The sequence below is a fragment of the Nocardia sp. NPDC005745 genome, assembly GCF_040630775.1.
Classification (GTDB): domain Bacteria; phylum Actinomycetota; class Actinomycetes; order Mycobacteriales; family Mycobacteriaceae; genus Nocardia.
Genome location: NZ_JBEXYF010000037.1, coordinates 1 through 23458 on the forward strand (window position 1 = coordinate 1; position 23458 = coordinate 23458).

Annotated in this window: 28 protein-coding genes; 6 read left to right on the top strand and 22 right to left on the bottom strand. The window is 65.3% G+C overall.

Going from position 1 to position 23458, the window contains the following annotated elements; translation table 11 throughout:
• Positions 1-279: 279 nt before the first annotated feature.
• From ABZ420_RS29465 to ABZ420_RS29515, 11 genes are all read right to left on the bottom strand, one after another.
• Positions 280-906, bottom strand: a complete 627-nt coding sequence (locus tag ABZ420_RS29465) for a 3,4-dihydroxy-2-butanone-4-phosphate synthase (RefSeq protein WP_357129413.1) — start codon at positions 904-906, stop codon at positions 280-282.
• A gap of 67 nt (positions 907-973) precedes the next feature.
• The gene (locus tag ABZ420_RS29470) at positions 974-1426 is read right to left on the bottom strand and encodes a flavin reductase family protein (protein WP_357129600.1); all 453 of its coding nucleotides are present in this window, start codon (positions 1424-1426) and stop codon (positions 974-976) included.
• 169 nt (positions 1427-1595) lie between these two features.
• Positions 1596-1895, bottom strand: a complete 300-nt coding sequence (locus ABZ420_RS29475; RefSeq protein ID WP_357129416.1) for a helix-turn-helix domain-containing protein — start codon at positions 1893-1895, stop codon at positions 1596-1598.
• Entirely contained in the window at positions 1808-2221 is a 414-nt protein-coding gene (locus tag ABZ420_RS29480) for a hypothetical protein (protein ID WP_357129621.1), read from the bottom strand. The genes ABZ420_RS29475 and ABZ420_RS29480 overlap by 88 nt, the downstream gene beginning before the upstream one ends.
• A gap of 42 nt (positions 2222-2263) precedes the next feature.
• Positions 2264-2533 (bottom strand): hypothetical protein, encoded by a 270-nt coding sequence (locus tag ABZ420_RS29485; protein WP_357129419.1) that lies wholly within the window; start codon positions 2531-2533, stop codon positions 2264-2266.
• A gap of 266 nt (positions 2534-2799) precedes the next feature.
• Complete coding sequence (locus ABZ420_RS29490) at positions 2800-3003, bottom strand: hypothetical protein (RefSeq protein ID WP_357129421.1); 204 nt, start codon at positions 3001-3003, stop codon at positions 2800-2802.
• A gap of 44 nt (positions 3004-3047) precedes the next feature.
• Entirely contained in the window at positions 3048-3821 is a 774-nt protein-coding gene (locus ABZ420_RS29495) for an SDR family oxidoreductase (RefSeq protein ID WP_357129424.1), read from the bottom strand.
• A complete protein-coding gene (locus tag ABZ420_RS29500; RefSeq protein WP_357129427.1) occupies positions 3818-4504 on the bottom strand; it encodes an acyl-CoA dehydrogenase family protein in 687 nt (228 codons plus the stop codon). The genes ABZ420_RS29495 and ABZ420_RS29500 overlap by 4 nt, the downstream gene beginning before the upstream one ends.
• The gene (locus ABZ420_RS29505) at positions 4437-4814 is read right to left on the bottom strand and encodes a hypothetical protein (protein ID WP_357129430.1); all 378 of its coding nucleotides are present in this window, start codon (positions 4812-4814) and stop codon (positions 4437-4439) included. The genes ABZ420_RS29500 and ABZ420_RS29505 overlap by 68 nt, the downstream gene beginning before the upstream one ends.
• A 102-nt stretch (positions 4815-4916) precedes the next feature.
• Positions 4917-6593, bottom strand: a complete 1677-nt coding sequence (locus ABZ420_RS29510; RefSeq protein ID WP_357129433.1) for a long-chain-fatty-acid--CoA ligase — start codon at positions 6591-6593, stop codon at positions 4917-4919.
• 150 nt (positions 6594-6743) lie between these two features.
• Positions 6744-7889, bottom strand: a complete 1146-nt coding sequence (locus tag ABZ420_RS29515) for an acyl-CoA dehydrogenase family protein (protein WP_357129435.1) — start codon at positions 7887-7889, stop codon at positions 6744-6746.
• Between the two features lie 118 nt (positions 7890-8007).
• Here ABZ420_RS29515 and ABZ420_RS29520 point away from each other — a divergent pair, with 118 nt between their 5' ends.
• Positions 8008-8226 carry a hypothetical protein gene (locus tag ABZ420_RS29520; protein ID WP_357129438.1) on the top strand — a complete coding sequence of 73 codons (219 nt, stop codon included), beginning with the start codon at positions 8008-8010 and terminating at the stop codon, positions 8224-8226.
• Between the two features lie 129 nt (positions 8227-8355).
• Here the strand turns inward: ABZ420_RS29520 and ABZ420_RS29525 are convergent, their stop codons facing one another.
• The 6 genes from ABZ420_RS29525 to ABZ420_RS29550 all read right to left on the bottom strand — a co-directional run bounded on the left by ABZ420_RS29525 (position 8356) and on the right by ABZ420_RS29550 (position 12420).
• Positions 8356-9099 carry an SDR family NAD(P)-dependent oxidoreductase gene (locus ABZ420_RS29525; protein WP_357129441.1) on the bottom strand — a complete coding sequence of 248 codons (744 nt, stop codon included), beginning with the start codon at positions 9097-9099 and terminating at the stop codon, positions 8356-8358.
• Between the two features lie 20 nt (positions 9100-9119).
• Positions 9120-10286 carry a thiolase family protein gene (locus ABZ420_RS29530; protein ID WP_357129603.1) on the bottom strand — a complete coding sequence of 389 codons (1167 nt, stop codon included), beginning with the start codon at positions 10284-10286 and terminating at the stop codon, positions 9120-9122.
• 154 nt (positions 10287-10440) lie between these two features.
• Entirely contained in the window at positions 10441-10938 is a 498-nt protein-coding gene (locus tag ABZ420_RS29535) for an SMP-30/gluconolactonase/LRE family protein (protein WP_357129444.1), read from the bottom strand.
• Entirely contained in the window at positions 10935-11825 is an 891-nt protein-coding gene (locus ABZ420_RS29540) for an alpha/beta hydrolase (protein WP_357129447.1), read from the bottom strand. Before ABZ420_RS29540 ends, ABZ420_RS29535 begins: the two co-directional genes overlap by 4 nt.
• Before the next feature lie 98 nt (positions 11826-11923).
• Positions 11924-12139 carry a hypothetical protein gene (locus ABZ420_RS29545; RefSeq protein WP_357129450.1) on the bottom strand — a complete coding sequence of 72 codons (216 nt, stop codon included), beginning with the start codon at positions 12137-12139 and terminating at the stop codon, positions 11924-11926.
• Positions 12064-12420, bottom strand: coding sequence for a homogentisate 1,2-dioxygenase (locus ABZ420_RS29550; RefSeq protein WP_357129453.1), 357 nt, complete (start codon positions 12418-12420; stop codon positions 12064-12066). The genes ABZ420_RS29545 and ABZ420_RS29550 overlap by 76 nt, the downstream gene beginning before the upstream one ends.
• 436 nt (positions 12421-12856) lie before the next feature.
• On the opposite strand from ABZ420_RS29550, the gene ABZ420_RS29555 reads away from it, so the two are divergent.
• The 4 genes from ABZ420_RS29555 (at position 12857) to ABZ420_RS29570 (ending at position 16047) form a co-directional block, all read left to right on the top strand.
• A complete protein-coding gene (locus ABZ420_RS29555) occupies positions 12857-13198 on the top strand; it encodes a helix-turn-helix domain-containing protein (RefSeq protein ID WP_357129456.1) in 342 nt (113 codons plus the stop codon).
• Between the two features lie 406 nt (positions 13199-13604).
• Positions 13605-14033 carry a nuclear transport factor 2 family protein gene (locus tag ABZ420_RS29560; RefSeq protein ID WP_357129459.1) on the top strand — a complete coding sequence of 143 codons (429 nt, stop codon included), beginning with the start codon at positions 13605-13607 and terminating at the stop codon, positions 14031-14033.
• 166 nt (positions 14034-14199) lie between these two features.
• Positions 14200-15417, top strand: coding sequence for a cytochrome P450 (locus ABZ420_RS29565; protein ID WP_357129462.1), 1218 nt, complete (start codon positions 14200-14202; stop codon positions 15415-15417).
• Positions 15418-15597: 180 nt separating this feature from the next.
• Positions 15598-16047 (top strand): hypothetical protein, encoded by a 450-nt coding sequence (locus tag ABZ420_RS29570; protein ID WP_357129465.1) that lies wholly within the window; start codon positions 15598-15600, stop codon positions 16045-16047.
• A gap of 555 nt (positions 16048-16602) precedes the next feature.
• Here ABZ420_RS29570 and ABZ420_RS29575 read toward each other — a convergent pair.
• The 3 genes from ABZ420_RS29575 to ABZ420_RS29585 form a co-directional block, all read right to left on the bottom strand.
• Positions 16603-17382 (bottom strand): enoyl-CoA hydratase/isomerase family protein, encoded by a 780-nt coding sequence (locus ABZ420_RS29575; protein WP_357129468.1) that lies wholly within the window; start codon positions 17380-17382, stop codon positions 16603-16605.
• A gap of 62 nt (positions 17383-17444) precedes the next feature.
• Entirely contained in the window at positions 17445-18113 is a 669-nt protein-coding gene (locus ABZ420_RS29580) for a hypothetical protein (protein WP_357129471.1), read from the bottom strand.
• Positions 18114-18474: 361 nt separating this feature from the next.
• Entirely contained in the window at positions 18475-19623 is a 1149-nt protein-coding gene (locus ABZ420_RS29585) for a thiolase family protein (RefSeq protein ID WP_357129474.1), read from the bottom strand.
• Positions 19624-19929: 306 nt separating this feature from the next.
• Here ABZ420_RS29585 and ABZ420_RS29590 point away from each other — a divergent pair, with 306 nt between their 5' ends.
• Positions 19930-20196, top strand: coding sequence for a hypothetical protein (locus tag ABZ420_RS29590; RefSeq protein WP_357129606.1), 267 nt, complete (start codon positions 19930-19932; stop codon positions 20194-20196).
• Here ABZ420_RS29590 and ABZ420_RS29595 read toward each other — a convergent pair.
• Both ABZ420_RS29595 and ABZ420_RS29600 read right to left on the bottom strand, forming a co-directional pair.
• The gene (locus tag ABZ420_RS29595) at positions 20118-21305 is read right to left on the bottom strand and encodes an acyl-CoA dehydrogenase family protein (RefSeq protein WP_357129476.1); all 1188 of its coding nucleotides are present in this window, start codon (positions 21303-21305) and stop codon (positions 20118-20120) included. The two genes, ABZ420_RS29590 and ABZ420_RS29595, sit on opposite strands and share 79 nt — an antisense overlap.
• Positions 21298-23421 (bottom strand): 3-hydroxyacyl-CoA dehydrogenase NAD-binding domain-containing protein, encoded by a 2124-nt coding sequence (locus tag ABZ420_RS29600; RefSeq protein WP_357129479.1) that lies wholly within the window; start codon positions 23419-23421, stop codon positions 21298-21300. The genes ABZ420_RS29595 and ABZ420_RS29600 overlap by 8 nt, the downstream gene beginning before the upstream one ends.
• Positions 23422-23458 lie beyond the last annotated feature (37 nt).

Consider the following 23458-nt stretch of genomic DNA (forward strand, 5'->3'; position numbering starts at 1 on the left):
GCGCGGCCACCGCACCGTCACTGCGATGACGGCGGTCCGTCGGCCGAATTCACCGTAGAGAGCACGATCGTGAGACAGCGACCTCTGCGCCCGCACCGGGCCGCTACGCCCCCATCATCTGTCCGCTACGCCCCCAATGCTCTCCCCTCTCGAAGTACCCGCGCCTGCCCTCGACCGAGTCGCGAACCCAACCACGCGCGCGAAGAACGGGACTCGGCCAACATCCGCAACCGTGCGTGATGTTCGCGATCGGGCCGGCCGGAGCCGACAAGGTGATGGTCAGGGGGTCGTCGAGGACACCAACGTCAGCCCGTGGCGGGTGGCGATCGACTCGGCGTCGTCGGCGTCGGCGAGATGGGTCGGATCGCCGATACCTTCGATGTCGGCGAACAGGGCACCGGAGTACTCGGGGCACGCCGCGTCGGTGATCGCGAGGGCCGCCGCCGCGGCAGTGAGGCGGCCTCGGAAGGCGAAGGGCTCGACCCGCACCGGCACCAGGTGCCCGGGCCGCGTGAGGTCGTCCACGGTCGAGTCGGGGTCGGCGAGGACCCGCGCGGTGCGTGCCCGGTCCGCACCCGAGATGCCGGTGGTGACATCCAGACGGGCGTCGACAGTCACGCATTGGCCGTGCCCAGCAGCGTTGATGTCACGGACACTCGGCGTCGCTTCGGGCAGCAGCAGGCGGTCACAGGCGCGTTCGTGCAGGGCGACCTGCACGAAGCCGGTGCTGTAGCGGATGAGGAAGGCGAGTTGTTCGGTCGTTGCGGTGCCTGCGCATCCGACGAGCGCGAAGCGTGCGTTGTGGTGCAGGATGATCAGTTCGCCTGCCCCAAGTGCACAGATTCCGTCGACGGGGGTCGACCACATGGCGGGGCCGCTGGCCCGATACGTGAACGACGATGTCATGACGAACCTTTCGGCTGGGGGTGGGTTGAAGATGGGCGGCCCGGGGAGGTCATAGGGCGGCGCGGATTCAGACGGTGGTGAAAGACGAATGGGTGCCGAACCTGCGGCGCCGGTAGGTCAACGGATCGCCGTCGCGATGCTCGGCCGCGGCTACTTCGCCCAGCACGATCACGTGGTCGCCACCGTCGACGAATCGTTCCACCCGGCAGCCGATCCAGCCCGCGGAACCGTGGAGCCGCGGCAGGTCGTTGTCGCGGCTCCAGGCGACGCCGTCGAACTTTCCGGTGCCACCCTTCTTGGCGAAGGCGAGCGCGATGTCCTGCTGCTCGACAGTCAGTATGTTGAGGCCGAACACCTTGGTGTCGATGATGTGGGCGAGGGTTTCCGATCCCTTGTCGAGGGCGACCAATACCATCGGCGGGGTCATCGACAGCGATGTAAACGCGCTCACCGTGGTGCCTGCGGGCAGTGTCCCGTTCATCGACGTAACGACAGCGACCGGAGCGGCCACATTCGCCATCACATCCTTGAAAATCTGCTGTAGCGAACTCAAAAGGGCACCTTCTTTGTGGAACCGCGGCCTGCGCCGTTGAACGGATAGAGGGAGTCGGCTGGTAGCGGGTGTCATATCGGCCCGCTGCCAGATCATCGCCAGGGTTGTGTCCTACACCACAAGTAGAGCGCAGCAGTTACCTGGATCGCACTGGTACTCGACACAGGGTTCGCGCCGGATCTTGGGCTGCGGACCAGTCGTGACCACGGGTGAGCGACCGCGAGCGGTTGCTAGGGACCGTCCTCGCCGGAGCCGTACAGCCAGTCCTGGATCCGCGCAACGCGGCGCGCGTATTCGTCGAAGAATCCTCGTGCCCACACAATGACAGCGCTCGCCGCACCCGATAGGTCACGGTGTTCTTGGAGATGTGCTCGGCCGCGGCGACTCGGGCCAGGGCCTGGTCCAGCTCCAGATAGCGGTGCAATGTCGAGCGCAAAGCACCCGAACTCGATCTCGCAGCTGCCGTTCGAGATTGTTGATCTGCTCGGTCAGCGCACGGCACTGCGCGATCATACCGCGAGCGATCTGCGCGACCAGGCCGTCGAATGCGGTGAGTCGTTGCGCGAGGTCGTCGATTACGCAGCAGCGGCGCAGGTCGCGGGAGGGAAGTTCCAGGCTCGGGTCGAGTTCATACAGGTGCCAACGTAATCGGTTGATCAGCTCGGTGCGCTGAACAACCACAGTATGGCGATAGTCCGACAACAATTTCACCTCCCGCGCCGGGCCGTCGAGACGCGCGGTTGGCAGGTCGGGTTCCAGCATGTGCCACCGCCAGGGCATCGATCGGATCGGGTTTGCCCTTCTTCAGCTGCCGCGCTTGGCGGCGGCCATGAGATGGGTCGGCACCCGCACCACCTCGAACCTGGCGGCCAGCAGGTCCCGCTCCAGTCGGCGTGTAACCTGTCGGCAGTCCTCCAACGCGAAGCGGGCAGCCGGCCACTGGGCAGCCCACTCGACCGCCTTCAAATGATCCTCGCTGGTCGTTCCGATCGTCTTTGCGGCCAACCGGCGGCCGACGGGATCGGCGGCGACCAGGGTATAGGTGCGTTTGTGGGCATCCACACCGATCACCATATGGCTTAACGGTTTTTGTCCTCTCGACGCGCAACAGTATAAATGCGACCAGGTGAGGACAGGCACGCGTCAATCGGGCATTTGCGGCGCGCTCCTATCAGGCCGCGCACCCCGCCGGTCGGGCCCGTCGAGGCCGCACATCGTGACAAGCCAGCAGCGTCAACGGCCGGGGCAGCGAAGAAAAGAGCGAACCCCGCTGGGCAGAGATCATCCTGACATTGACGCGAAGAAGATCGAGGCGGATTTCAGAATTGCATTGGCGCGCTTTAGTTCTGGTGCTCCCGCCGCAGCCGCTTCAACTCCGCGGACTCCTCGGTGGTGATGCCCGGCCGGGCACCCACCGGCCGGTCGGACCAGACCATCGACGAGTCGGTGCACGCGGGCAAGGCGGTGGTCGTCATCGACGGCCCGCGGTCACGCTCGTCGCGGCCGCGGCGTTTGTCGATCGCAACGGTTTGTGGTCCTCCCATCGCTGTACGTGGATCTAGACCCAGCGTGGGGTCCGCAAACCCGGTCAGAAAATCGCCGCGTCCCGGCCGCCGCCGTCGACGAGGATCTTCTGCCCGGTGACGTAGCCTGCATCGGCCGACACCAGCCAGGCGACGGCACCAGCGACGTCCTCGGGCGTACAGACCCGGCCGAATGGGGAGCTCTCGGCCAGATCGCCCAGCGTCGCGCCGGCAGAGGCCCGGACCAGCCGACTGCCCATGTCCGTCGCTACCAGGCCAGGTGCGACGATGTTGGCGCGGATGCCGTGTTGGCGCTCCTCGCGCGCGAGCGTGCGGACCACGATCTCCATCGCCGCCTTCGCCATCGTGTACGGCGCCGCCTGCGCGGGCGCCGAAGCGACGGTGTTACTGGAGATCATGACGACATCGCCGCGTCCTGCCGCACGCAGGTCGGGCAGCGCTTCACGGAGCAGGCCGATCGGGCCGAGGGCATGCACCGACAGCAGTGATAGGTACTCCTCCCGGGACGTGCCGACCACGTCGAGGCCGCGGCTGGCCGTGCCGGCATTACTGACCACGATGCTCACCGGCCCGAGGTCGCGCCGCACCGCGTGCACCATCGCGGTGGTCGCCGCCTCGTCGTCGATGGCGGCCCGGTAGCCGACCGCTACACCCCCGCCGGCGGTGATCTCTTTGACGACCTCACCCGCGGCTGCGCCGTCGCGCCGATAGTTGACCGCGACGGCGGCGCCGTCGGCCGCGAGCCGGAGTGCGATCCCCCGCCCCACACCGCGCGAGGCGCCGGTGACGATGGCGACCCTGCCTGCGAGCGTGCTCACCGCTCGACCCCCGCACTTGCCACCGGCGCCCGGCCGATCAGGTCCGTCATTACCTCGTTTGCGCCGTCGTAGATGCGCTGGATGCGGACGTCACGCCAAATGCTGGCTATTGGGTGCTCTTGGTGCCGCCACGGCTGGAAGTGGTCGCTGACCGTGGGGCTGTCAGATCCGTGCTCCTCGGCGAGATCCCCGAGTTCCACCAGCTCCCTGGATGAGAACTGCTCGTAGGTCTTGTGGCCGAGTGTCAGTGGCGGCATGGGTGGTTCCTTCGTGGTCGGGCAGACGGTTGCTGGTGCACCGTCAGCGTCGGACGTGGCAGGGCTGTTCGCAGTGGCTCCGACGAGGTCGCCGCGGGCCATCCCGGGCGGCCGCCAGCGTTTCTTTTCTTCGGTCCCGTAGGCGTTGAGATAGTGGGCGACGATGGTGCTGTGCACTTTGTAGGACCAGCAGTCGTCGGCGATGTTGGCTTGTTCTTCGACGACGACGGCCTCGTGCGCGACCGTCCCGCCGACGCCTCCGTACTGTTCGGGGCAGGCGAGGCGCAGCAGCCCGACCGCGCCAGCGGTCTTCCAGAATGCGCGGTCCACCGCGTGCTGGTGTGGCCAGCGGTGCTGGTCAGGTGCCAGCTCGCTCCCTAGGGAGCGGTCGGTGAAGTCGCGCAACTGGTCGAGGTCGTTGGTCATCCACGGCGAGCGGTAGCTCACGGGTCACACTCTCTGTCAGAGGCCGGAGAAGGCCGGGCCGCGGTTTGGCGCGGAAGCCGGATACGCCTTCGCGCAGGTCATCGGTGTCGAGCAGCTGGAAGAAGTTGCGCCGTTCGCCCAGCCGGTTAGGCAGGCCAGCGTCGTGGCAGCGCGGGCCGCGTCCTTGGCCATCTGCACCGCCAGCGGCGATCTGCGCACCGATGTCGATCGCAGTGGTGACGACGTCGGTGTCGGCGACGGCCACCGCCCGCACCGCCGGGTCAATGCCGGCGGCCTCCAGTGCGGTCACAAGCTGATCGGTGACCGTACGGTTGAGCGCGTTGAGGGCCTCCGGGCGCTCGAGAGCAGGACGGCGACGTGCCCGTCGGTGCTGCGCGGCACCAGGGGCCGATCAGCCATCGCTGCTCCTGCTCGCGTAGAGGTCCTGGTACTGGCTGCGGAGCCGCTTCTTGTCGATCTTGCCGACGCTGGTGCGCGCGATCGTATCGAGGAACACCACCGATTCCGGCAGCTGCCAGGGGGCGAACCGAGCCTTGAGGTGGTCGCGGACCTCGCCCTCGGTGAGCGTCTTGCCGGGTGTGACCACCACCAGCGCGAGCGCACGTTCCTGCCACCTCGGATGCGGGACGCCGACGACGGCGGCCTCGGCGACGGCCGGGTGCGCGGCGATGGCGTTCTCCATATCGATCGAGGAAATCCATTCCCCGCCGCTCTTGATGACGTCTTTCATCCGGTCGGTGAGCTTGAGGTAGCCATGCTCATCGATGGTTCCCGCGTCGCCGCTGCGCCAGTAGCCGTCGGCGGTGAACCGGTCACCGGAGTCGGACAGTTCGTGATAGCTGGTGGTGATCCACGGTCCGCGGACGCAGACCTCGCCGACGCTGACACCGTCGTGCGGCAGATCGTGACCGTCGTTGTCGCGCAGCACGATGTCGACGCCGGTCACCGGCAGCCCCTGTTTGCGGCGCAGATCCCACAGCGTGTCGGTGTCGAGGCGGCGGGCCAGGGCGGGCTTCCACCGGTTCACTGCGATCAGCGGGCTGGTTTCGGTGGCGCCGTAGCCGTGCAGGATGTCGGCGCCAGTGGCGTCGTGGAAACCGCGCATCAGCGACAGCGGCGGTTCGGCCGAGCCGGCCAGCAGCCTGGTCCGACGGAAATCCGGACGCAGGCCGTGGGCGCGGATGTAGTCGAGCATCGGCTGGAAGATCACCGGTGCGCCGTTGGCGATGGTGACCTGCTCGTCGGTCATCGCGGTAATCAGCGGGCCGGTGTCGTCGGCGACGTAGCGACCCGGCAGTACCAGTTTGCCGCCGGTCAGGGCCGCCGCTTGCGGCAGTCCCCAACATTGGGCATGGAACATCGGCGTGATGAGCATGGTGGTGTCATCGACGGTCATGCCCAGCGTTACGGCCTCGGCCATCGCGTGCAGGTAGATCGCCCGGTGGGAGTAGTAGATACCTTTCGGGCGGCCGGTGGTGCCGGTGGTGTAGCAGGCGCTGTATGCCGACCGTTCGTCGACGACCGGCCACTCGGTCACGGTGTCGGCCGCGGCCAGCAGATCTTCGTAGTGGTGCAGCGGCGCGAGGCTTGTGTCGATCTCGGCCAGGGGCCGGTCGGTGAGCACGATCCAGCCCTTCACCCCGGTGACGCGGGAAGCAATGGATTCGGCCACGGGCAGCAGCGACTCGTCAACGGCAATCAGCGAGGCGCCGGAATGATCGACCACGTAGGCGAGATCATCTGGGGCCAGCCGCAGGTTCATCTGCAGCATCACCGCCGCGACACCTGGAATGGCCCAGTACAACTCGAAGTGGCGGCGACTGTTCCAGTCCAGGATGCCGACGCGATCCCCGGGTGATACGCCGAGCCCTTGGATGGCGTTGGCGGCGCGGCAGACGCGGTCGTAACAGTCGGCGTAACCGTAGCGCTCCCAGCCGCCGTCCGGGCGCCGGTAGACGATCTCCTGGTCGCCATAGGTCCGGGCAGCATGCCGGATGAGGGTGGTGGTGTTGAGCTGGTAGTCGTCCCCCATCGTGGACGGGTGTCCGCGGACGAAATTCTGTGTCATATCGGGTTACTCCCCTCAGCGCGGTGCCATGCGGATCGCGCCGTCGAGACGGATGATCTCACCGCCCGGCATCTGAGTGGCGGGCCGTGCGGTCGAGACTGTGCTATTTCGCGGCTCACTTTCGTCCTCCAGCGGCCGGGGAGGCGCAGGTCATAGCGATCGGGCGATGACTTCTTTCATGATTTCGTTGGTGCCGCCGTAGATCTTCTGCACGCGGGCGGCCGCGTACATGCGGGCGATGGGGTATTCGGTCGTGTAGCCGTAGCCGCCGAAGACCTGCAGGCAGCGGTCGATGATCGAATTCTGGGCGTCGGTGGCCAGATATTTGGCCATGGAAGCGGTCGCGGCGTCGAGGGCGCCGTCGAGGTGGCGGGCGAGGCAGTAGTCGATGAAGGTGCGCAGAGCGAGCGCTTCGGTGCGGCATTCGGCGAGCACGAAGCGGGTGTTCTGGAAGTCGAGCAGTCGTTGCCCGAATGCGGTGCGAGTCTTGGCGTAGTCCACGGCGAGATCGACCGCGTGTTCGGCGGTGGCGACAGCGGACACGGCGATCGTGAGCCGTTCCTGCGGCAGCTGCGTCATCAGCTGCGCGAACCCCGTTCCTTCTTGGGTGCCGAGGAGGTTGGCGGCCGGGATACGCACGTCGGTGAACGACAGCTCGCGGGTGTCCTGCCCGTGCTGGCCGATCTTGTCCAGGATGCGGCCGCGGTGAAAGCCCGGCAGGTCGCGGGTGTCTGCGACGATCAGCGACAGGCCTTTGCCGTGGCGCTGCGCGCTGGTGCGGGCGACGATGATCAGCAGGTCGCAGTGGGTGCCGTTGGTGATGAACGTCTTGGCTCCGTTGATCACGTAGCTGTCGCCGTTGCGGACGGCGCTGGTGCGGATGTTCTGCAGGTCGCTGCCGGTGCCGGGTTCGGTCATGGCGATGGCACCGACGAGTTCGCCGCGTGCCATGCCCGGCAGCCATCGCCGTTTCTGCTCGTCGGTGGCGTAGGCGTTGAGGTAGTGGGCGACAATCGTGCTGTGGACGTTGAACGACCAGCAGTCGTCGGCGATGCGGGCCTGCTCTTCGATGACGACGGCTTCGTGGGCGAACGTGCCGCCGCTGCCCCCGTACTGCTCGGGGCAGCTCAGGCATAGCAGCCCGACATCGCCTGCGGCGCGCCAGAAGTCGCGGTCCACGGCGTGCTGGCGCGCGAACCGCTGCTGGTGAGGTTCGAGTTCTTTGGCGAGGAAGCGACGGGTCAGGTCGCGGAGCTGGTCCAGGTCGTCGGTCATCCACGGCGAGCGGTAGCTCATCGGTGGTCTCTTTCTGTCAGCGGCCGGTGAAGGCGGGTCGGCGTTCGGCCCGGAACGCGCGGACTCCTTGCTCGTGGTCGGGCCGGTGGTGAGGGCAGTGCCGTGGGCGGTATGGGCGGTGTCTTTGGCCATTTGCACCGCCAAGGGCGCGGTGGCGGCGATCTGCTCGCTGATCTCGAGCGCGGTGGGGCAGACAGTCGGCGTCGTCGACGAGGTCGCCAACCAGTCCGCGGACGTGGGCGTCAGCCGCGGGGATCGCGGTGGTCAACAGCACCCGAATCGCGGCGGGTTCACCGATCGTGTGGACGAGTCGTTGGGTACCACCGGCGCCGGTTGACGATCTCCTGGTCACAGTGGGTGGCGGGCGGCGTAGCGGATGAAGGTGGTGGTGTTGAGCTGGTAATCCTCCCCATGGTGGCTTTGTGGCCGCGCACGATCTGAGGTGTCGATCGGTGATGTCTCCTTGTCAGCGGGGCGCCATGCGTATGGCGCCGTCGAGACGGATCACCTCGCCGTTGAGCATCTGGTTCTCCACGATGTGGCAGGCCAGGGCGGCGTATTCGGCCGGGTCTCCGAGCCGTTGCGGGAACGGCACCTGCGCACCGAGGGATTGCCGGGCCTGTTCGGAGAGCACGTCGAGGATCGGGGTGTGGAAGATGCCGGGCGCGATGGTGGCGATCCGGATGCCGTAGCGGGCCAACTCTCGCGCGATCGGCAGAGTCATGCCGACGACGCCGGCCTTGGACGCGGCGTAGGCGGCCTGGCCGACCTGGCCGTCGAACGCGGCGACCGACGCGGTCGTGACGATCACGCCGCGTTCGCCGCTGGGGCCGGGATCGTTGCCACGCATGATCTCGGCGGCCAACCTGATCACGTTGAAGGTGCCGCCGAGGTTGACAGCGAGCGTTTTGAGGAACAAGTCCAGGTCGTGCGGGCCGTCGCTGGTGAGGACCTTGTGGGGGATGCTGATCCCGGCACAGTTGATCACACCGGACAGCGGGCCGGGCTGCTGCGTGGCCGCGGCGACGGCGCCGCGGACCTGGATTTCGTCGGTGACGTCGGTGGCGACGAACACGCCGCCGTCGGGTGCGTCTCCCTTCAGGTCGGCAACCACGACGTAAGCGCCGCGGGCCAGTAGCTCGGTCGCGGTGGCGCGGCCCAGGCCCGACGCGCCGCCGGTGACGAGGTAGGTACGGTCGATGAATTCCATGACAATGGTCCTTGTGCGAGTCAGAGGCGTTCGATGACCGTGGCGTTGGCCATGCCGCCACCTTCGCAGACCACGAGTAGCCCGTAGCGGGCTTGCGCCAGTTCTAGCGCGTACACCAGGTCAGTGAGCAGGCGCGCCCCGGTCGAGCCCAGCGGGTGGCCGATGGCGATGGAGCCGCCATTGGTATTGAGGCGGTCACGGTCGACGCCGAATTCCTTGGCGAAGATCAGCGGAATGGGCGCGAACGCTTCGTTGACCTCGATGCGGTCGATGTCGCCGATCGCCAACCCGGCCTTCTCGAGGGCCTGGCGCGCGGCGGGCAGGATGGCGGTGAACTGCAGGATCGGATCGTCGGCGGCGACGGCCGTCGCTCGGATCACTGCCTTGGGCTGAAGGCCCGCGGCGTCGGCGGCGGCGCGATCGGCGATCAGCACCGCGGCGGCCCCGTCACTGATCTGGGAGGCGTTGCCGGCCGTGATCAATCCGTCCTCGGCGAACACGGGCTTCAATGCCGCCATCTTCGCTGGATCGATTCCGGCGCGGATTCCCTCGTCCCGGGTGATCGGCTCGGTGTCGGGTGCGCCGTCGGCGGTGACCGGAACAAGTTGGCGGGCGAAGGCACCGGACTCGGTGGCGGCGTGGGCGCGGCGGTGGCTCTCGGCGCTGTAGCCGTCGAGTTCGTCGCGGGTCAGACCCCATTTCCGGGCCACCAGGTCCGCAGACGGGCCCTGGGCGCAGAGCGTGCCGTTGTAACGGGCCAGAGCCCGGGTGCCGTACCACGGTCCGAGACCGTCGGCCGGGTTGAACAAGGGCCCGAGGTCCACGCGCGACATCGATTCCACACCGGCGCCGATCGCGAAGTCGTAGTCACCGCACCGGACCGCCTGAGCGGCGAAGTGCACGGCTTGCTGGCCCGAACCACATTGGCGGTCGAGGGTAGTGGCGGGCACATGCTCGGGCAGCCCGGCCCCCAACGCAGCCCAGCGAGCCAGGTTCCCGGCCTGCTCCCCGTACTGGAGCACACATCCAGCAATGACATCTGCGATCCGGGTCGGGTCGACGCCTGCACGGTCGACGAGCGTGCGCATGGTGTGCGCCAACAGGTCGGTGGGATGCCACACTGCCAGGACGCCGCCGCGTTTGCCTACCGGAGTCCGGACGGCGTCGACAATGACCGCCTCTCTGATGCTCACAACGCTAATCCTTCACAAAGTGCGGAACAGTGCTAACCGGGAAATGAACGTGGACTAGATGACCGGCCAGGTCAGCGTGGCTGCCTCAGCGGCGACACGATCACAGGGCCTTGGTCGGGTGCCGATCGACCGCGTAGGTCGACCAGGCTCAGCGGTGGCCGGCTGCCGGTACGTCGACGCGCACCACGGCGATGGTCGATCCCGGCATCCGGCCGCTGCCGTCCAGCGCGCCGGCGACCCACAATGCGCCCTCGCCGTCCAGCACCGATCCATCGCTGCCGACCGCGACCTGGCCCAGCACCGCTGCGGTGTCGGTGTCGGTGTCGGTGGGAAGATCACCGAACGCCGCCCAGACGCGCCGTTTCGTCGGTGTGCCGTCAACAGCTATGTCGAAAGCGGTGATGCGGTCACCAAAGGTTTCGTTGGCCAGCAGCACGTCGCCTGCGGTGACGACGCTGCCGTTGGGGAAGGAGAGATCGTCGGCGACCTCGCTGACGGTGCCGTCTGGCTCCACCCGCGCAGAGGATTCGCTGACTTCACGCTTCGCCACTATCAGGTCGAACGCGAAATTCCCGACGGCCGAGGCGGTCGACGGCCATGTCGTTGAGTGACCGCCAGTGTCTTTCATAAGACACCCGCCCGTCACCGCAACTGCTTCCGTAGGAAGTCCGCCGCCTGTTCCAGTGCGTCCCATCCCTCGCTGAGCATGCCGGCATAGAGTTGCCAGACGTGCGGCAACCGCGGCCACACGTCCAATTGCACTCGTACGTCCGCAGCAGCCAAGCGCGCGGCGAGGCGAGTGCCATCGTCCAGCAGCACCTCATGCGAGCTGACCTGGATCAGGGCGGGAGGAAATCCAGTGAGGTCGGCGAGGATGGGAGATGCCCTCGGATCCCGCCGGTCATCGACGGCGATGAACTGATCCGCCATCCAGGACAGCTCCTCGCGGCCCACGACAGCGTCCAGCGCCTGATTGGTCCGCATCGAATCGCCCTCGAACATCATGTCCACCCAGGGCGAGAAGCACACCGCCGCGCCCGGGAGCGGTAGTCCGGCCTCTCGCGCTGCGACCAACATCGAGATGAGCAGCCCGCCGCCAGCCGAGTCGCCGGCCACGGCGATCCGCGCCGGCTCCAGCCCCTGGTCGAGCAGATCGCGGTAGCCGGCCACTGCATCTTCGATGGGGCTGGGGAAGCGGTGCTCGGGCGCCAGCCGGTATTCCAGGGTCAGCGTCCGGACCCCAGCCAGCGCCCCCAGATTCGTCACCAGACCACGGTGTGAAGCAGCTGAACCGAAGTAGAAGCCGCCGCCGTGGAGGTACAGCAAGACGCTGGTGGATTCGGCGCCGGGAGTCGACGACCATTCGGCGGGAACGCCGCCGACCACTGCCTTCTCCAGGACGACATCCTCGGGCTGCTTCGTGATCGAGCCTGTCTGCTCGAACATCGCGCGCAGCTCGGTGACCGACAGCGATGCGGGACTGGGAGCCGATCGAAGCAGGTCGACGACGACCTGCCGTTCCTTCTCAGTCATGTTTCTCCTCAACATATGAGTCAGTGTTTGACGTCAGTTATCAGGGCTCGCCCGGTGCTGGTCGACCTCGGCGTTCACCAGTCGTCTTGCCCCTCATCTCATGCGGCCCAGCGCGCCAGGCGCGTTCGGGCACTGGGGGCGCGGGAACGCTGGATCGGAGCCTGTGGCGGCAACCCGAGCAGCACCTCGCCATGGGTCTCGGACGCACGGTCCGCATTGAGCGTGGGATGCGCCCGCATCATGGTGATGTCGCGGTAGTAGCGCTGCATCGGCGAACTCTTGCGAAACCCGTTGACGCCCGCTGCCGTCGGCATCGGCGAACGCGATCGCGCATCGACCTGGCCGCCGAGTAGACGTGCACGGCCATACCCGACTGGGCATTCGGTGACCCGTTGCCGCACAGTGTGGCGAGGCTGTCCAGGAAGTCGTCCGTGTCGGTCGAACTCTTGAACGGGCCCCAACGGTAGTTGTGAGGAGCCGGCGGGAGGTCGAAGGGAGGCGTGGCCAGGTTGCCGTTGTCGATCTGCTCGAATCTTCCGTGAGAAGCGACGTTTGCGGGACCGATGTGTGCCATGGCGGCGCGGCGTTTACGCATCGTTAGGGCTCCTTGCGGCTCGAGCGATACGACGCCTAGATTTAACCGCGCAGTTACGCAGGTCACTATTGGCTGGGAGCCCAGAATTCTCCTCGCCGTCTGGCCCCAACAAAACCGGACGTGCTGCTAACCGGCCCGATCGGGCCCGCCCCCCCCCAGATGAGGAGACGCCGAGTGCATTGGGCGCGCGGACTTTCCGGAACCCACCCGAGTGGAATCGAGATCGAATTGCTCGGGCCGGACGCGGATCGAATCCGGACCGCATGGGGACCGGGAGCGGTCATGTGGGCAGCCGAGGTCGGCGAGGACGTCATAGCGAAGGCGGGAGAGGAGCTCTCGCTGCTCGGAGGAAGTGTGTCGGTCGTAGATGGTCTGCGTCGAAGCGCGTGCCGTTGAGCGATTGGCCCGCCAGGGTGCTGATCGGCCACACGCATCCATGGCTCATGAAGACGTTGATCTGGACGTGCTCCTGCTGGCTGACCGGCAGGCCGCCCGCCAGTTCGTCGCCCGTCACCTCGGGCCGCTCGCGTCCGACGACCCGCGGATGAACGAATTGCGGACCACTCTCCGCCGCTATCTCGACATGCGACACAGTCTGGCCAAAGTAGCAGCAGTCGAGCGAATCTCGCGCAACACGGTAACTTACCGTGTGCAGCAGGCATTCACCCTTTGCGGCCATCCCACTGATACTTCGACAATCAAACTGCACGCAGCTCTCTTGGTGGCCGACTGGTTGCTCGACTCACCGACTCCACGCCGCTACCGCGCGGCTCGGTGAATCGGCGGGAACCGCCCCGGGCTCGGCAGCGACTCCTCGTCGAACTCGCCCGAACCCGGCGAATCACCACCGGGGGGACTGGCGGAACATTGGTGGGTCTGATCAGCGGCAGTCGTCGGATACCACGACCACGGGCCGGGCGGTCGTGATCGGCTTGCGGGGAGGTGGGTCACCCGTAGCCGACTACGGAGATCGGTGCCGTCAGTCCACGGAGATGCAGAAAAGCTGTTTCCGGCTCTTGACCACCCGTGTAGATGCTCGCTAAGTTCCGATAGCTCGCTGTGGCGCGCATCACTGACGCCGATGATCATCCAGATCCCGACGCTTTCAAGCCTCATCCAACGTCGAGGCGCGGACCTCGTTCACCGATCATGCAGCGTTTGTCTCGACCGAAAGGACAGCCACCATGACCACCCAGACCACCGGGCATAGCGCCGAACAGGCAATCGCCAACGCGATGGACACTCTTCGCGAGGCCTACCAGCAGAAGGACGCCGCACTGGCCACGTCCTTCTACGCCAAGGACGGCCAGTACGCGCTGTTCGACATCATGCCTCCACTGGTCGACGCCGGATTCGATCGTCTACTCGAAAAGACCCGAGAATTCTTCGACGCCACCGAGGGGCCGATCGAACTGGAGGTCACCGACCGCCACGTCGCGGTCTCCGACAGCCTCGCCTACCTCCGAGGGCTGATGAAAGCGACGGCCCGGTTCAAAGACGGTCGCCCGATCGCCTCGGTGACCCGGTACACCTTGATCTTCCAGAAGGTCGGCAACGACTGGCTGGTCATCCACGAACACAACTCCCTCCCCGCCGAGGCGCTCGCCTTCTGACAGCCCGATCCAGCCCCTGACCGGGCGACCCAGCTACACCGGCGCACCAATTCTGCAACCACAGGCAGCCGCTTGACTCGTAGGAAATTCGATTGTAGGTTTTCCTACTACAGTAGTGACGTAGGCCACAGCCTGCTGCAGTCCAGGTGCCCCGAGGAGAAATTCCATGGACTTGTCTGACATCAATTTGCTCGACCTAGATCGGTACGCCGAGGGCCCGCCATTGGACTGGTTTGCGTATCTGCGGGCGCACGCGCCGGTATACCGCCACCCAGACCAGACCGAGCGCGGTTTCTGGGCCCTCACCAAGTTCGACGACATCGCGAAAGCGGCGAAGACGCCGACGGTTTTCAGCTCCTCGTACCTGCGGGGCGGCACGATCGTGCTGGGACACTCCGGCATCGACACCATGATGGGCACCGCACCACGAGTGATGAGCAACATGGACGCCCCTGAACACCTGAAGTACAGGCGGCTCTCCACACGCGCATTCACCAACAAGGCACTCGACGCACTCGTCCCCGCCTATCGTCGGGCCGCGGCCGCCCTGATCGATAACGCGATGAAGCGAGAATCAGTCGACTTCGTCACCGATATTGCGGCGAAGCTCCCCGTGCAGGCCATCGGAGAAATGCTCGGGATTCCCGAAGAGGATCGCCACCTTCTGGGAAAATGGACTGACGCACTGACCGGCAGCGAAGATCCCGAATTGTCTCGCAGCCCCGAGGAGGTCGCCGAAGCCAACACCGCGCTGTTCACCTACGGTCAACAGCTTCGGGAGCGACGCGCCGAAGAACCTGGCGACGACTTGTTGTCAGCTCTGATCGCTGCGGAAGTCGACGACGAAGGCCTCACCGAGGAAGAGCTCGGTGGATTCTTCGCACTGCTCGTGATCGCCGGTGCGGAAACCAGTCGAAACGTGTTGTCACACGGCCTGATCGGCCTTCTCGAAGATCCCGATCAGTACGGCATGCTGCACGAGGATCCGAGTCTGGCCAAGGATGCCACCGAAGAGATTCTGCGGTGGTCGCCGGCGGTCATCTATCTCGGCCGCCACGTCACTCAGGACATCGAGTTCGGTGGGCAGCAGATGAAGGAGGGCGATCGGGTAGCCCTGTTCTTCGCTTCCGGAAACCGTGACGAGGACAAGTTCGCAGACGCCGACCGCTTCGACATTCATCGCCGGCCGCGCGAGCACCTGGCGTTCGGCTCCGGGCCGCACGCATGCCTGGGGGCTCACCTCGCGCGTATCGAAATCCGCGTGTTCTACGAGGAACTCGCCCAGCGTGCGTCGAAGGTGCGCATCACCGACAAGCCCAGCTATCTACGATCCAACCTGGCAGGCGGTGTCAAACACCTTCCGGTGGCGCTGACTCCGGCGTAGGCGTCACATTCTTCGGCGGGCCGACGAGCTTCTCCGTCGGCCCGCCGTTCCTTCACCTTCTCTTGCACTACCGAAAAGAAGCTCACGCCATGCCCGGACCATCAAAACACGAAACGTAGCAGCGAGGTCTTCGCGGGTGCCCTCCGCACGCGCGGGACACGCTGCTACCTCAATGTCCAAGTGGGAAAACACATCACCCACAGCGAGCTCCTTCAGCACCACCACGCTGTGATCTACGCGACGGGGGCGCCTCATGACAAGCGGCTCGACATACCGGGAGAAGACTTGCCCGGCTCGCACGCGGCGGCCGAATTCGTGGCCTGGTACAACGGTCATCCGGACTTCGCCGACCGGGTGTACGACTTCGACACCGAGCGCGTGATCGTCTTCGGCAACGGCAACCTCGGTTTGGATATCGCCCGAGTGTTGCTGATGACTCCCGACGAACTCAACGATTCCGATATCGCTCAGCACGCGATCGACGCACTTCGTCAGAGCGAGATTCGCGAGGTGGTGATCTTGGGCCGCCGCGGGCCAGCCCAAGCGGCGTTCACCACGCCGGAATTGCTCGGACTCACCCACCTCGGCAACGTCGAGGTCGTTGTCGAGTCCACCATCCTCGATGCCTAGACCGCCATCGATCCCGATCTGCCCGGCACTACCGGCACCCGAACAGCGGCCTCGAAGTTGCATCACCTTCACCAGCTCGCAAAGCCGGCCATTCCCGACGCCACGCGGCGGATCGTTCTACGGTTCGAGCCCTGGCCGCTGTCACTCGAGAACATCGATGGGAAAGTCGGGCAGGTACGGGTGGCCCGAAACACGCTCACGATCGACGAAGAGAGGCGAGCCACCGCCGCGCGAACGAGCGCCGACGAATTGCTTCGGGCCGGGCTGGTCATACGGTCGGTCGGCTACACCGGCGCATCGATCCCCGGCGTCCCCTTCGAAACAGGTCGCGGCGTGATACCGAACGAGCACGGGCGAGTCATCACAGCCGACAGCTGCCGACCTGCACCGGGTGTTTATGCGGCGGGCTGGATCGAACGCGGTCCCAGCGGCGTCATCGGGACCAACAAGAAGCGCTCGGTCCTGCGCTCACGCACAGGGGGCCCACCGCGGGGGCGGAATCCGCCCTGGCCGGCATGCCGGTTCAGGACGGCCCCGCATCATCTGCCGCCGGCTTCACTCCTTCAAATGCAGAGGAAGATAGTTGATTTCGCCGAGGCCTTCCAGTGCGAGACCGAAGGGCAGATACTCCGACAGAGCGCGCTTGAGAGGCTGGGTATAGAGCATGCGCTGCGCCCGCAGAGTTACTTCGGGCTGCTGCCGAATCTGTCGTGCCAGTTCCCAGGCCCGTGCGTTGAGTTGGTCGGCGGGCAGGACCTCGTTGACGAATCCCAGGGTCTTGGCTTCGGCTGCCGAAATCCGCTCCGCCGTCATCATGAAGTACTGCGCGCGGCCGTGACCGAGCAGCAATGGCCAGACGACATGGGTGCCGTCGCCGGCGATCCAGCCGTTCTGGAAATGGAATCCGTCGCTGAACCAGGCGCGGTCTGCAGCCAAGCAGATATCGGCGAGTGCGGGAAACTCCGGATGCACAGGAGCAGGTCCATTGACCGCGGCAATGATGGGCGCCTCGATGTCGAGCAGGTTCTGCAGCAGCCGGGTGCTCTCGGGGATCAGCGGCATATAGCTCTGCGGAGTGACCGGCAGATAGGGCTCCATCACCGACATGTCCGGCATATCGATGAACCGGTCACCGGTTGCCGTGAGGATGACGACCTTGTTGTCCTGGTCCGAGCCCACGTCTGCGAAGCAGAATCCCAGCTGACTGTGCATCACGCCATCCCAGCGACACACGTCTCCGTTGCTGTGGAGTTTCATCTCCAGAATTCCGTCTTCACGCTTCATCGTGACGAAGGACTCGTACTTTTTGCAATACTCTTCGAATGTTGCCTGCATGGCAGTTCTCCTTGTTCGAACCGAGGTACCGTTTGTGGTTGGATCGCTGAGTCGGGGGGTGTTCAGGCGGTGTGGCGTTCCCAATTCCAGGCCAGCGCCTGCTCGGTCGACAGTGCCTCGTTGCCCGGGACCGCGCGGGCCGCGCGGATTCGGCGTTGAATTTCTGGAATGTCCCAGTGCCACATCGATTCCGCTACACCGACGCGGCCGTTCCACTGCGCCTCGCACAGGTTCATCACCGTCAATCCGTTGGAACCTTGATCTTGGGTGACGGAACTGGCGACAGTGGCGGTCAGTGTGTACGATTCGCCTGTCCAGTCGGTGACGTTGTAGATGAGAGCCTTTGTGCGATAACCGATTTGGTCGAACTCGACGCTCGCCTTCTTGATTCGGCGCAGATCGTCGCCGACGAGCACATAACCGTTCGTTACATCCGCGGCGCCGGGTGTCCGCTGTACGGTCTGGGCCAGCAGTGTGAGCTCGTTTCCGAAGTGGAATTCGTCGAAAGTGCCGCATCCACTGCGGAACTCGGCACGCGGGCTCCACGAATGGTCGTGATTGGAAAGGCAGTCGACGGCGATGGTCTCTTTGTCGAGCTGAATCGATCCGGTGACGTGGAAAGTCTGGTCTATGTGTCCGATCGGCACGTCACCGCGGGGCTGACGATGGAATGCCGCGAACCCCTTCTCCGCACTGCGGATGGCAGTGAATTCGAGATCGACCGGCTCCATCAATGCTCGGCATTCCACATCCACGTGCAGCCGCTTACACCGCGAGGCGAACCGAACGTGGTATTTGCCGGCGGTGGGTCTTCCGCGCAGTTCCAGGCCGCTGGGCAAGGCGAAGTCGGAGTACCGGTTCGCGCCGATGGGCTGGTGAACCTGACTGTCGTAGAAGTCCATGTCGAGGACTCCGCCGGATCGAGAGTAGAGGGCGACCATGGTCTGAGCGACGTCGAGATTCGATCGGAACGCAGCCCGCAGATGCAGCCGCATTCCACGCTCGGGGATGAACGCCGAGAACCAGCAGGTCTCCAACCACCGCCAGTCACGGTAGGCGGGCCGGTGGAAGTCGACCATGTCCGCAGCGACGTTAGAGGAGCTCAAGGATCGTGGCATTTGCCTGTCCTCCACCCTCACACATCGTCTGCAGCCCGTAGCGGATGTTGCCGCACCGCATGTGGTTGATCATCGTCGTCATGATCCGAGCGCCGGAGCCACCGAGGGGGTGGCCGAGGGCAATCGCGCCACCGTTCGGGTTGAGTTGTTCAGCCGGGACATCGAATTCGGCGTGCCATGCCAGGGCCACCGACGCGAATGCTTCATTCACCTCGAACACACCGATGTCGCTCAACGCCAGGCCGCTGCGTTCGAGCGCCTTCCGTGTCGCCGGGATCGGCGCGGACAGCATCAGTGTCGGGTCAGCACCTGTGACGACCGCCGTGTGAACCCGGGCGATCGGCACGAGCCCCAAGGTCTTTGCGGTGTCCGATGAGGTGATCAGCAGCGCCGCGGCGCCGTCGGTGATCTGCGAGGAGTTGCCGGCGGTAACGACACCGGCCTCGTCGAAGGCAGGTTTCAGCTTTCCCAGGATTTCGAGAGTGCCGCCGATACGGATCCCCTCATCGGCAGCGACCACAGTGCCATCGAGGGAGGTGACCGCTGCGATTTCGGGCTCGAAGCGGCCCTGCGCTCTCGCTTCTGCGGCACGCTCGTGTGAGCGCAGCGAGTACGCGTCGACCGCGGCTCGGTCCAGGCCCCACTGCTTTGCGATCGCTTCGGCAGCTAGCCCTTGGTTCGGGAAGGCGGTGCCGTAGCGCTTCTGGTACTCGGCGCCGAGCGGACTCAACCCGTCGACCATTGCCGACATCATCGGAATCCGCGACATCGATTCGACACCACCGGCGACGACCATGTCGTAGTGTCCGGCGATGACACCGGCGGCAGCGAAATGGACTGCCTGCTGCGAGGATCCGCATTGCCGGTCCACCGTGGTACCCGGAACCGTGTCCGGCCACCCGGCCGACAGGGCCGCGGTTCGGGCAATATCGAAGGTTTGCTCGCCGACCTGACTGACGCAACCCCAGATCACGTCGTCGACCACAGCTGGATCGATACCTGTCCGGCTGATCACGGCGTTGAGGACATGGGCTGACAGATCGGCGGGATGAATGCCTTTCAGGCCGCCGTTGCGTTTGCCCAACGGTGTACGAACTGCTTCTACGATGACCGCATCGCGCATGACGTCGTTTCTTTTCTGGTCGGAGCGAGTAATCGGATTTCGGCCGGTCCGCGGGTTGGCCCGGACGTCGAACAAGGTCTTTGATCAGCGCCGATCGCAGCCTGGTTTCGGTGGCGAGGACCGCATGGAGAGCGTGCTGTCGGCTCGACGTGATCGCTGCCTTCGCCGCGCAGAGAGCCGCGCGGGATTGCCCGGCGATCGTCGGCGCAACCGACTGCGCGCCACGGGCGAGGGCGTCCTCGTCGAATACTCGGTTCGCCAGGCCCCACTGCAGGGCTGTGTCGGCGTCGACATCGTCCTAACGCTCTGGATGCCTCGACCGCGGACACGCTCGCGCACCGATCGCTTGCTGCCGGAGAGGATTCCACGACCAGCTGTGTTGTGATCACCGGCGCCGGCCGGGCATTCTGCGTAGGGGCGGACACGCACTTTCTCCGGCCTGTTGAGCGTGAGCGTCACCACCCCCTCGCAGGCGCGGTGCAGCACCGTCGCACTCATCGGCTGGCCCTCCGTGCCCAGGAACGGAGGTCACGACCGATGATGTGTTTCATGATTTCGGTCGTGCCGCCGTAAATCGTCGCGACCCGGGAATCGATGTAGGATCTGGCGATCGGATATTCCAGCATATAGCCGTACCCACCGAACAGTTGCAACGACCGGTCGACAACCCGTTTCTGCATTTCGGTGGCCCACCACTTCGCTTTGGCCGCCTGCACCGGGGTCAGCCGGCCCTCGTCGAGGGCGAGCATGCAAGTGTCGACGTAGGCACGCGCAACATCGAGTTCTGTCGCCAGTTCGGCCAAGGTGAACTGCACCGTCTGAAAGTCCACTAGAGGTTTACCGAACGCGTTTCGGTCGGCGACAAAATCCAACGCCCAACGGATGGCTTGGGTGGCCGTAGCGATCGCGGTCACGGCGATAGTGAGCCGTTCCTGCGGCAGGTGGCCGGTGAGCATGGTGATCGCTTGCCCACGCTCCCCTATGAGGTTCGACAGCGGCACTCGAACCTCGTCGAAGTGCAATTCAGCGGTGTCTTGCGTTCGCTGCCCGATCTTGTCGAGCTTGCGTCCCTTTTCGAAGCCGGCGGTGCCGGCATCCACAACGATGAGCGAGAGCCCACCACCGCGATCGGCGTCGTCGGTCCGGGCGACCACCATCGCGAAGTCGCAGTGGATGCCGCTGGTGATGAATGTCTTGGAGCCGTTCAGGACCCACTCGTCGCCGTCGACGCGTGCGGTGGTGCGGATTCCACGCAGATCGCTTCCGGTCCCGGGTTCGGTCATGCAGATCGCGCCGATCAGTTCACCGCTGCAGCAACCCGGTATGTATTTCTGCTGTTGCTCGCGGGACGCGTCATCGATCAAATACGGCAATATCACGTCGTTGTGCAGACTGATCGAGCTCAGCAACGAGTTCGCGCCGATTCTGGCCAGTTCCTCGGCGATAATCGACTTGTAGCGGAAGTCCCGGACTCCCCCACCGCCGAGCACCGTCGGCGCGTCCAGACCCAGCAATCCTGCATCGCCCGCGGCCAGGTAGGCCGATCGGTCGATGATTCCCGCGTCTTCCCACGCGGCGAGGGCTGGCTCGACCACTCGCGATCCGTATGACCGGACCGTGTCCCGGAAGGCTGCGTGGTCGGCGTCGTAGAGTGTGTTAACGCGTGCGAGTGGATCAGGCATCAGCGGCCTCCACGAACTCGCTCCAGCTCTCGCGCAGTGCGAATCGAGCGCCGTAGGCTGCGGCCAGCTCATTTGCGCGACTCCGGAAGGCTGCGGCACCGCCGGGGTAGCCGTTAGCGAACTGAATGACGCCGCCGGTCCAAGCCGGGAAACCGATCCCCAGCAGCGAACCCACATTCGCGTCCGGAGTGGAGCGCAGGACGCCCTCGTCCAGACAGTTGAACGAGTCGACGACTTCGGCGAACAGCAGACGGTCCGCGACAGTGCGCTCATCGATATCGTTGGCACCGCAATACTGCCGCAGGCCACTCCAGAAATCGCCACGAACGCCATCGGGATATTCGTAGAATCCGCCGCCCGCAGCTCGTCCGGAGCGCTGATGAGTATGGACCATCGCCGCGGCGACGGCATCGCCGGGATGTTCGGTCCACGATTGTCCGGACGCTTCGGCGGCTTCCCGGGCCTGCCGGCGCACCGTCTCGACCAGGGAAATGGTGAGTTCGTCCAGAAGCGTCAGAGGACCCACCGGATAGCCGACATTCACAGCGGCCCGTTCGATCAGTTCCAGCTCGACCCCCTCGGCGACCATGGCCATCGCCTCGATCAGTCGTTTCACGATCACCCTGCTGGTGAAAAAGCCGCGACTGTCGGATACCACAATCGGGATCTTGTTCAACTGCCGCACCACGTCGATGCCGCGAGCAAGCGTCGCCGGGCCAGTAGATTTTCCGGCGATTACTTCGACCAGTTGCATGCGAGGTACTGGGGAGAAGAAGTGCAGGCCGATGAAATCGGCCGGGTTCTGTACTGCCTGTGCCAGCCCGGTGATAGGCAGAGTCGAGGTGTTCGACGCCAGCAGGCAGTGGTCGCCGACGACGGCATCGACTTGCTCGAAGATGGAGCTTTTGAGGTCTTCGTCTTCGAAAACAGCTTCGATGACGATCTCGGTATCAGCCGCGGACTTGTCGATGGCATCGACGGGGGTGATGCGGTCGAGTACCGGCTCCGCATCTCCGACACCGGATTTGGCGAGGAAGCGTGCTATCGAATCCTTGCCTTTCTCGGCCGCCTCGATGTCACGATCGATGAGGGTGACCTCCATGCCCGCCTGTGCGCAGACTTGCGCGATGCCCGCGCCCATCATTCCGGCACCGATCACGGCAGCCTTCGTGAAGGTGGACTTCTCATACCCCTGCGGCCGAGCGGCCCCGGCTTTGATGCGCTGCATGTCGAAGAATTTCGACCGAATGAGGTTCGTCGACACCGATCCGCAGACCAGGGCTACGAAGGCTTCGGTTTCCAGTTCGGAGGCACTCTCGAAGTCCCTGCCGACGCCTCCGCAAGCTGCGTGCAGGATTGCTCGGGGAGCAGGCATGGGGTATCCGTCGAACAGTCGCCGTACCGCGCGGGGAAGATCGGCGAGTACATCTTGCGGGCGTGCGGCGGCGTTCGCGTCTGCGATGGGCTCGTTGGGTATCGCCGGCGTTCGGGTCGCCTGCGCGATCCAGCGGCGGGCGGCGGGGATCAGGTCGTCGGCGGTGCCTACCAGTTCATCGATGAGACCGAATTCCACGGCTTGCTTCGGTGTATAGGTGGTGCCTGCCAACAACAGTTTCGACAGCGCCTGTCGAAGGCCGAGCAATCGCACCGAGCGCACGAGCCCGTTGGCAGCCGGCAACAGGCCGAGGGTGACTTCGGGCAATCCCAGTCGGGTCGTGTCCGTATCGACAGCGATTCGGCGGTGGCAGGCCAGAGTGATTTCCAGTCCTCCGCCGAGCGCCGAACCGTTGATTGCGGCGACCACCGGCACGCCGAGCGTCTCGAGGGACCGAAGCTGCCGCGTCGCTCGCGTAGCCAGATCGCGCATCGCGTCTTCGTCCCCGGGGCGTGCGGCACCGAGCAGTTTCAGATCCCCGCCAGCGAAGAAGGTCGACTTCGCCGAACTGACGATCACCCCTCGCAGTGACTCACGCGAGGCGGACAGTTCGGCGAGCACGGCGTCCATGCCGGCCCAGTAGGCCTCGTTCATGGTGTTCGCCGAGTGGCCCGGGTCATCGAGCACCACGACAGCGACGCCATCGACAATGGGCTCCAGGCGGACCGCCAAGTCAGACATTAGTGGTTATACCTTTCGTTACCGTCAGCGACGGCGT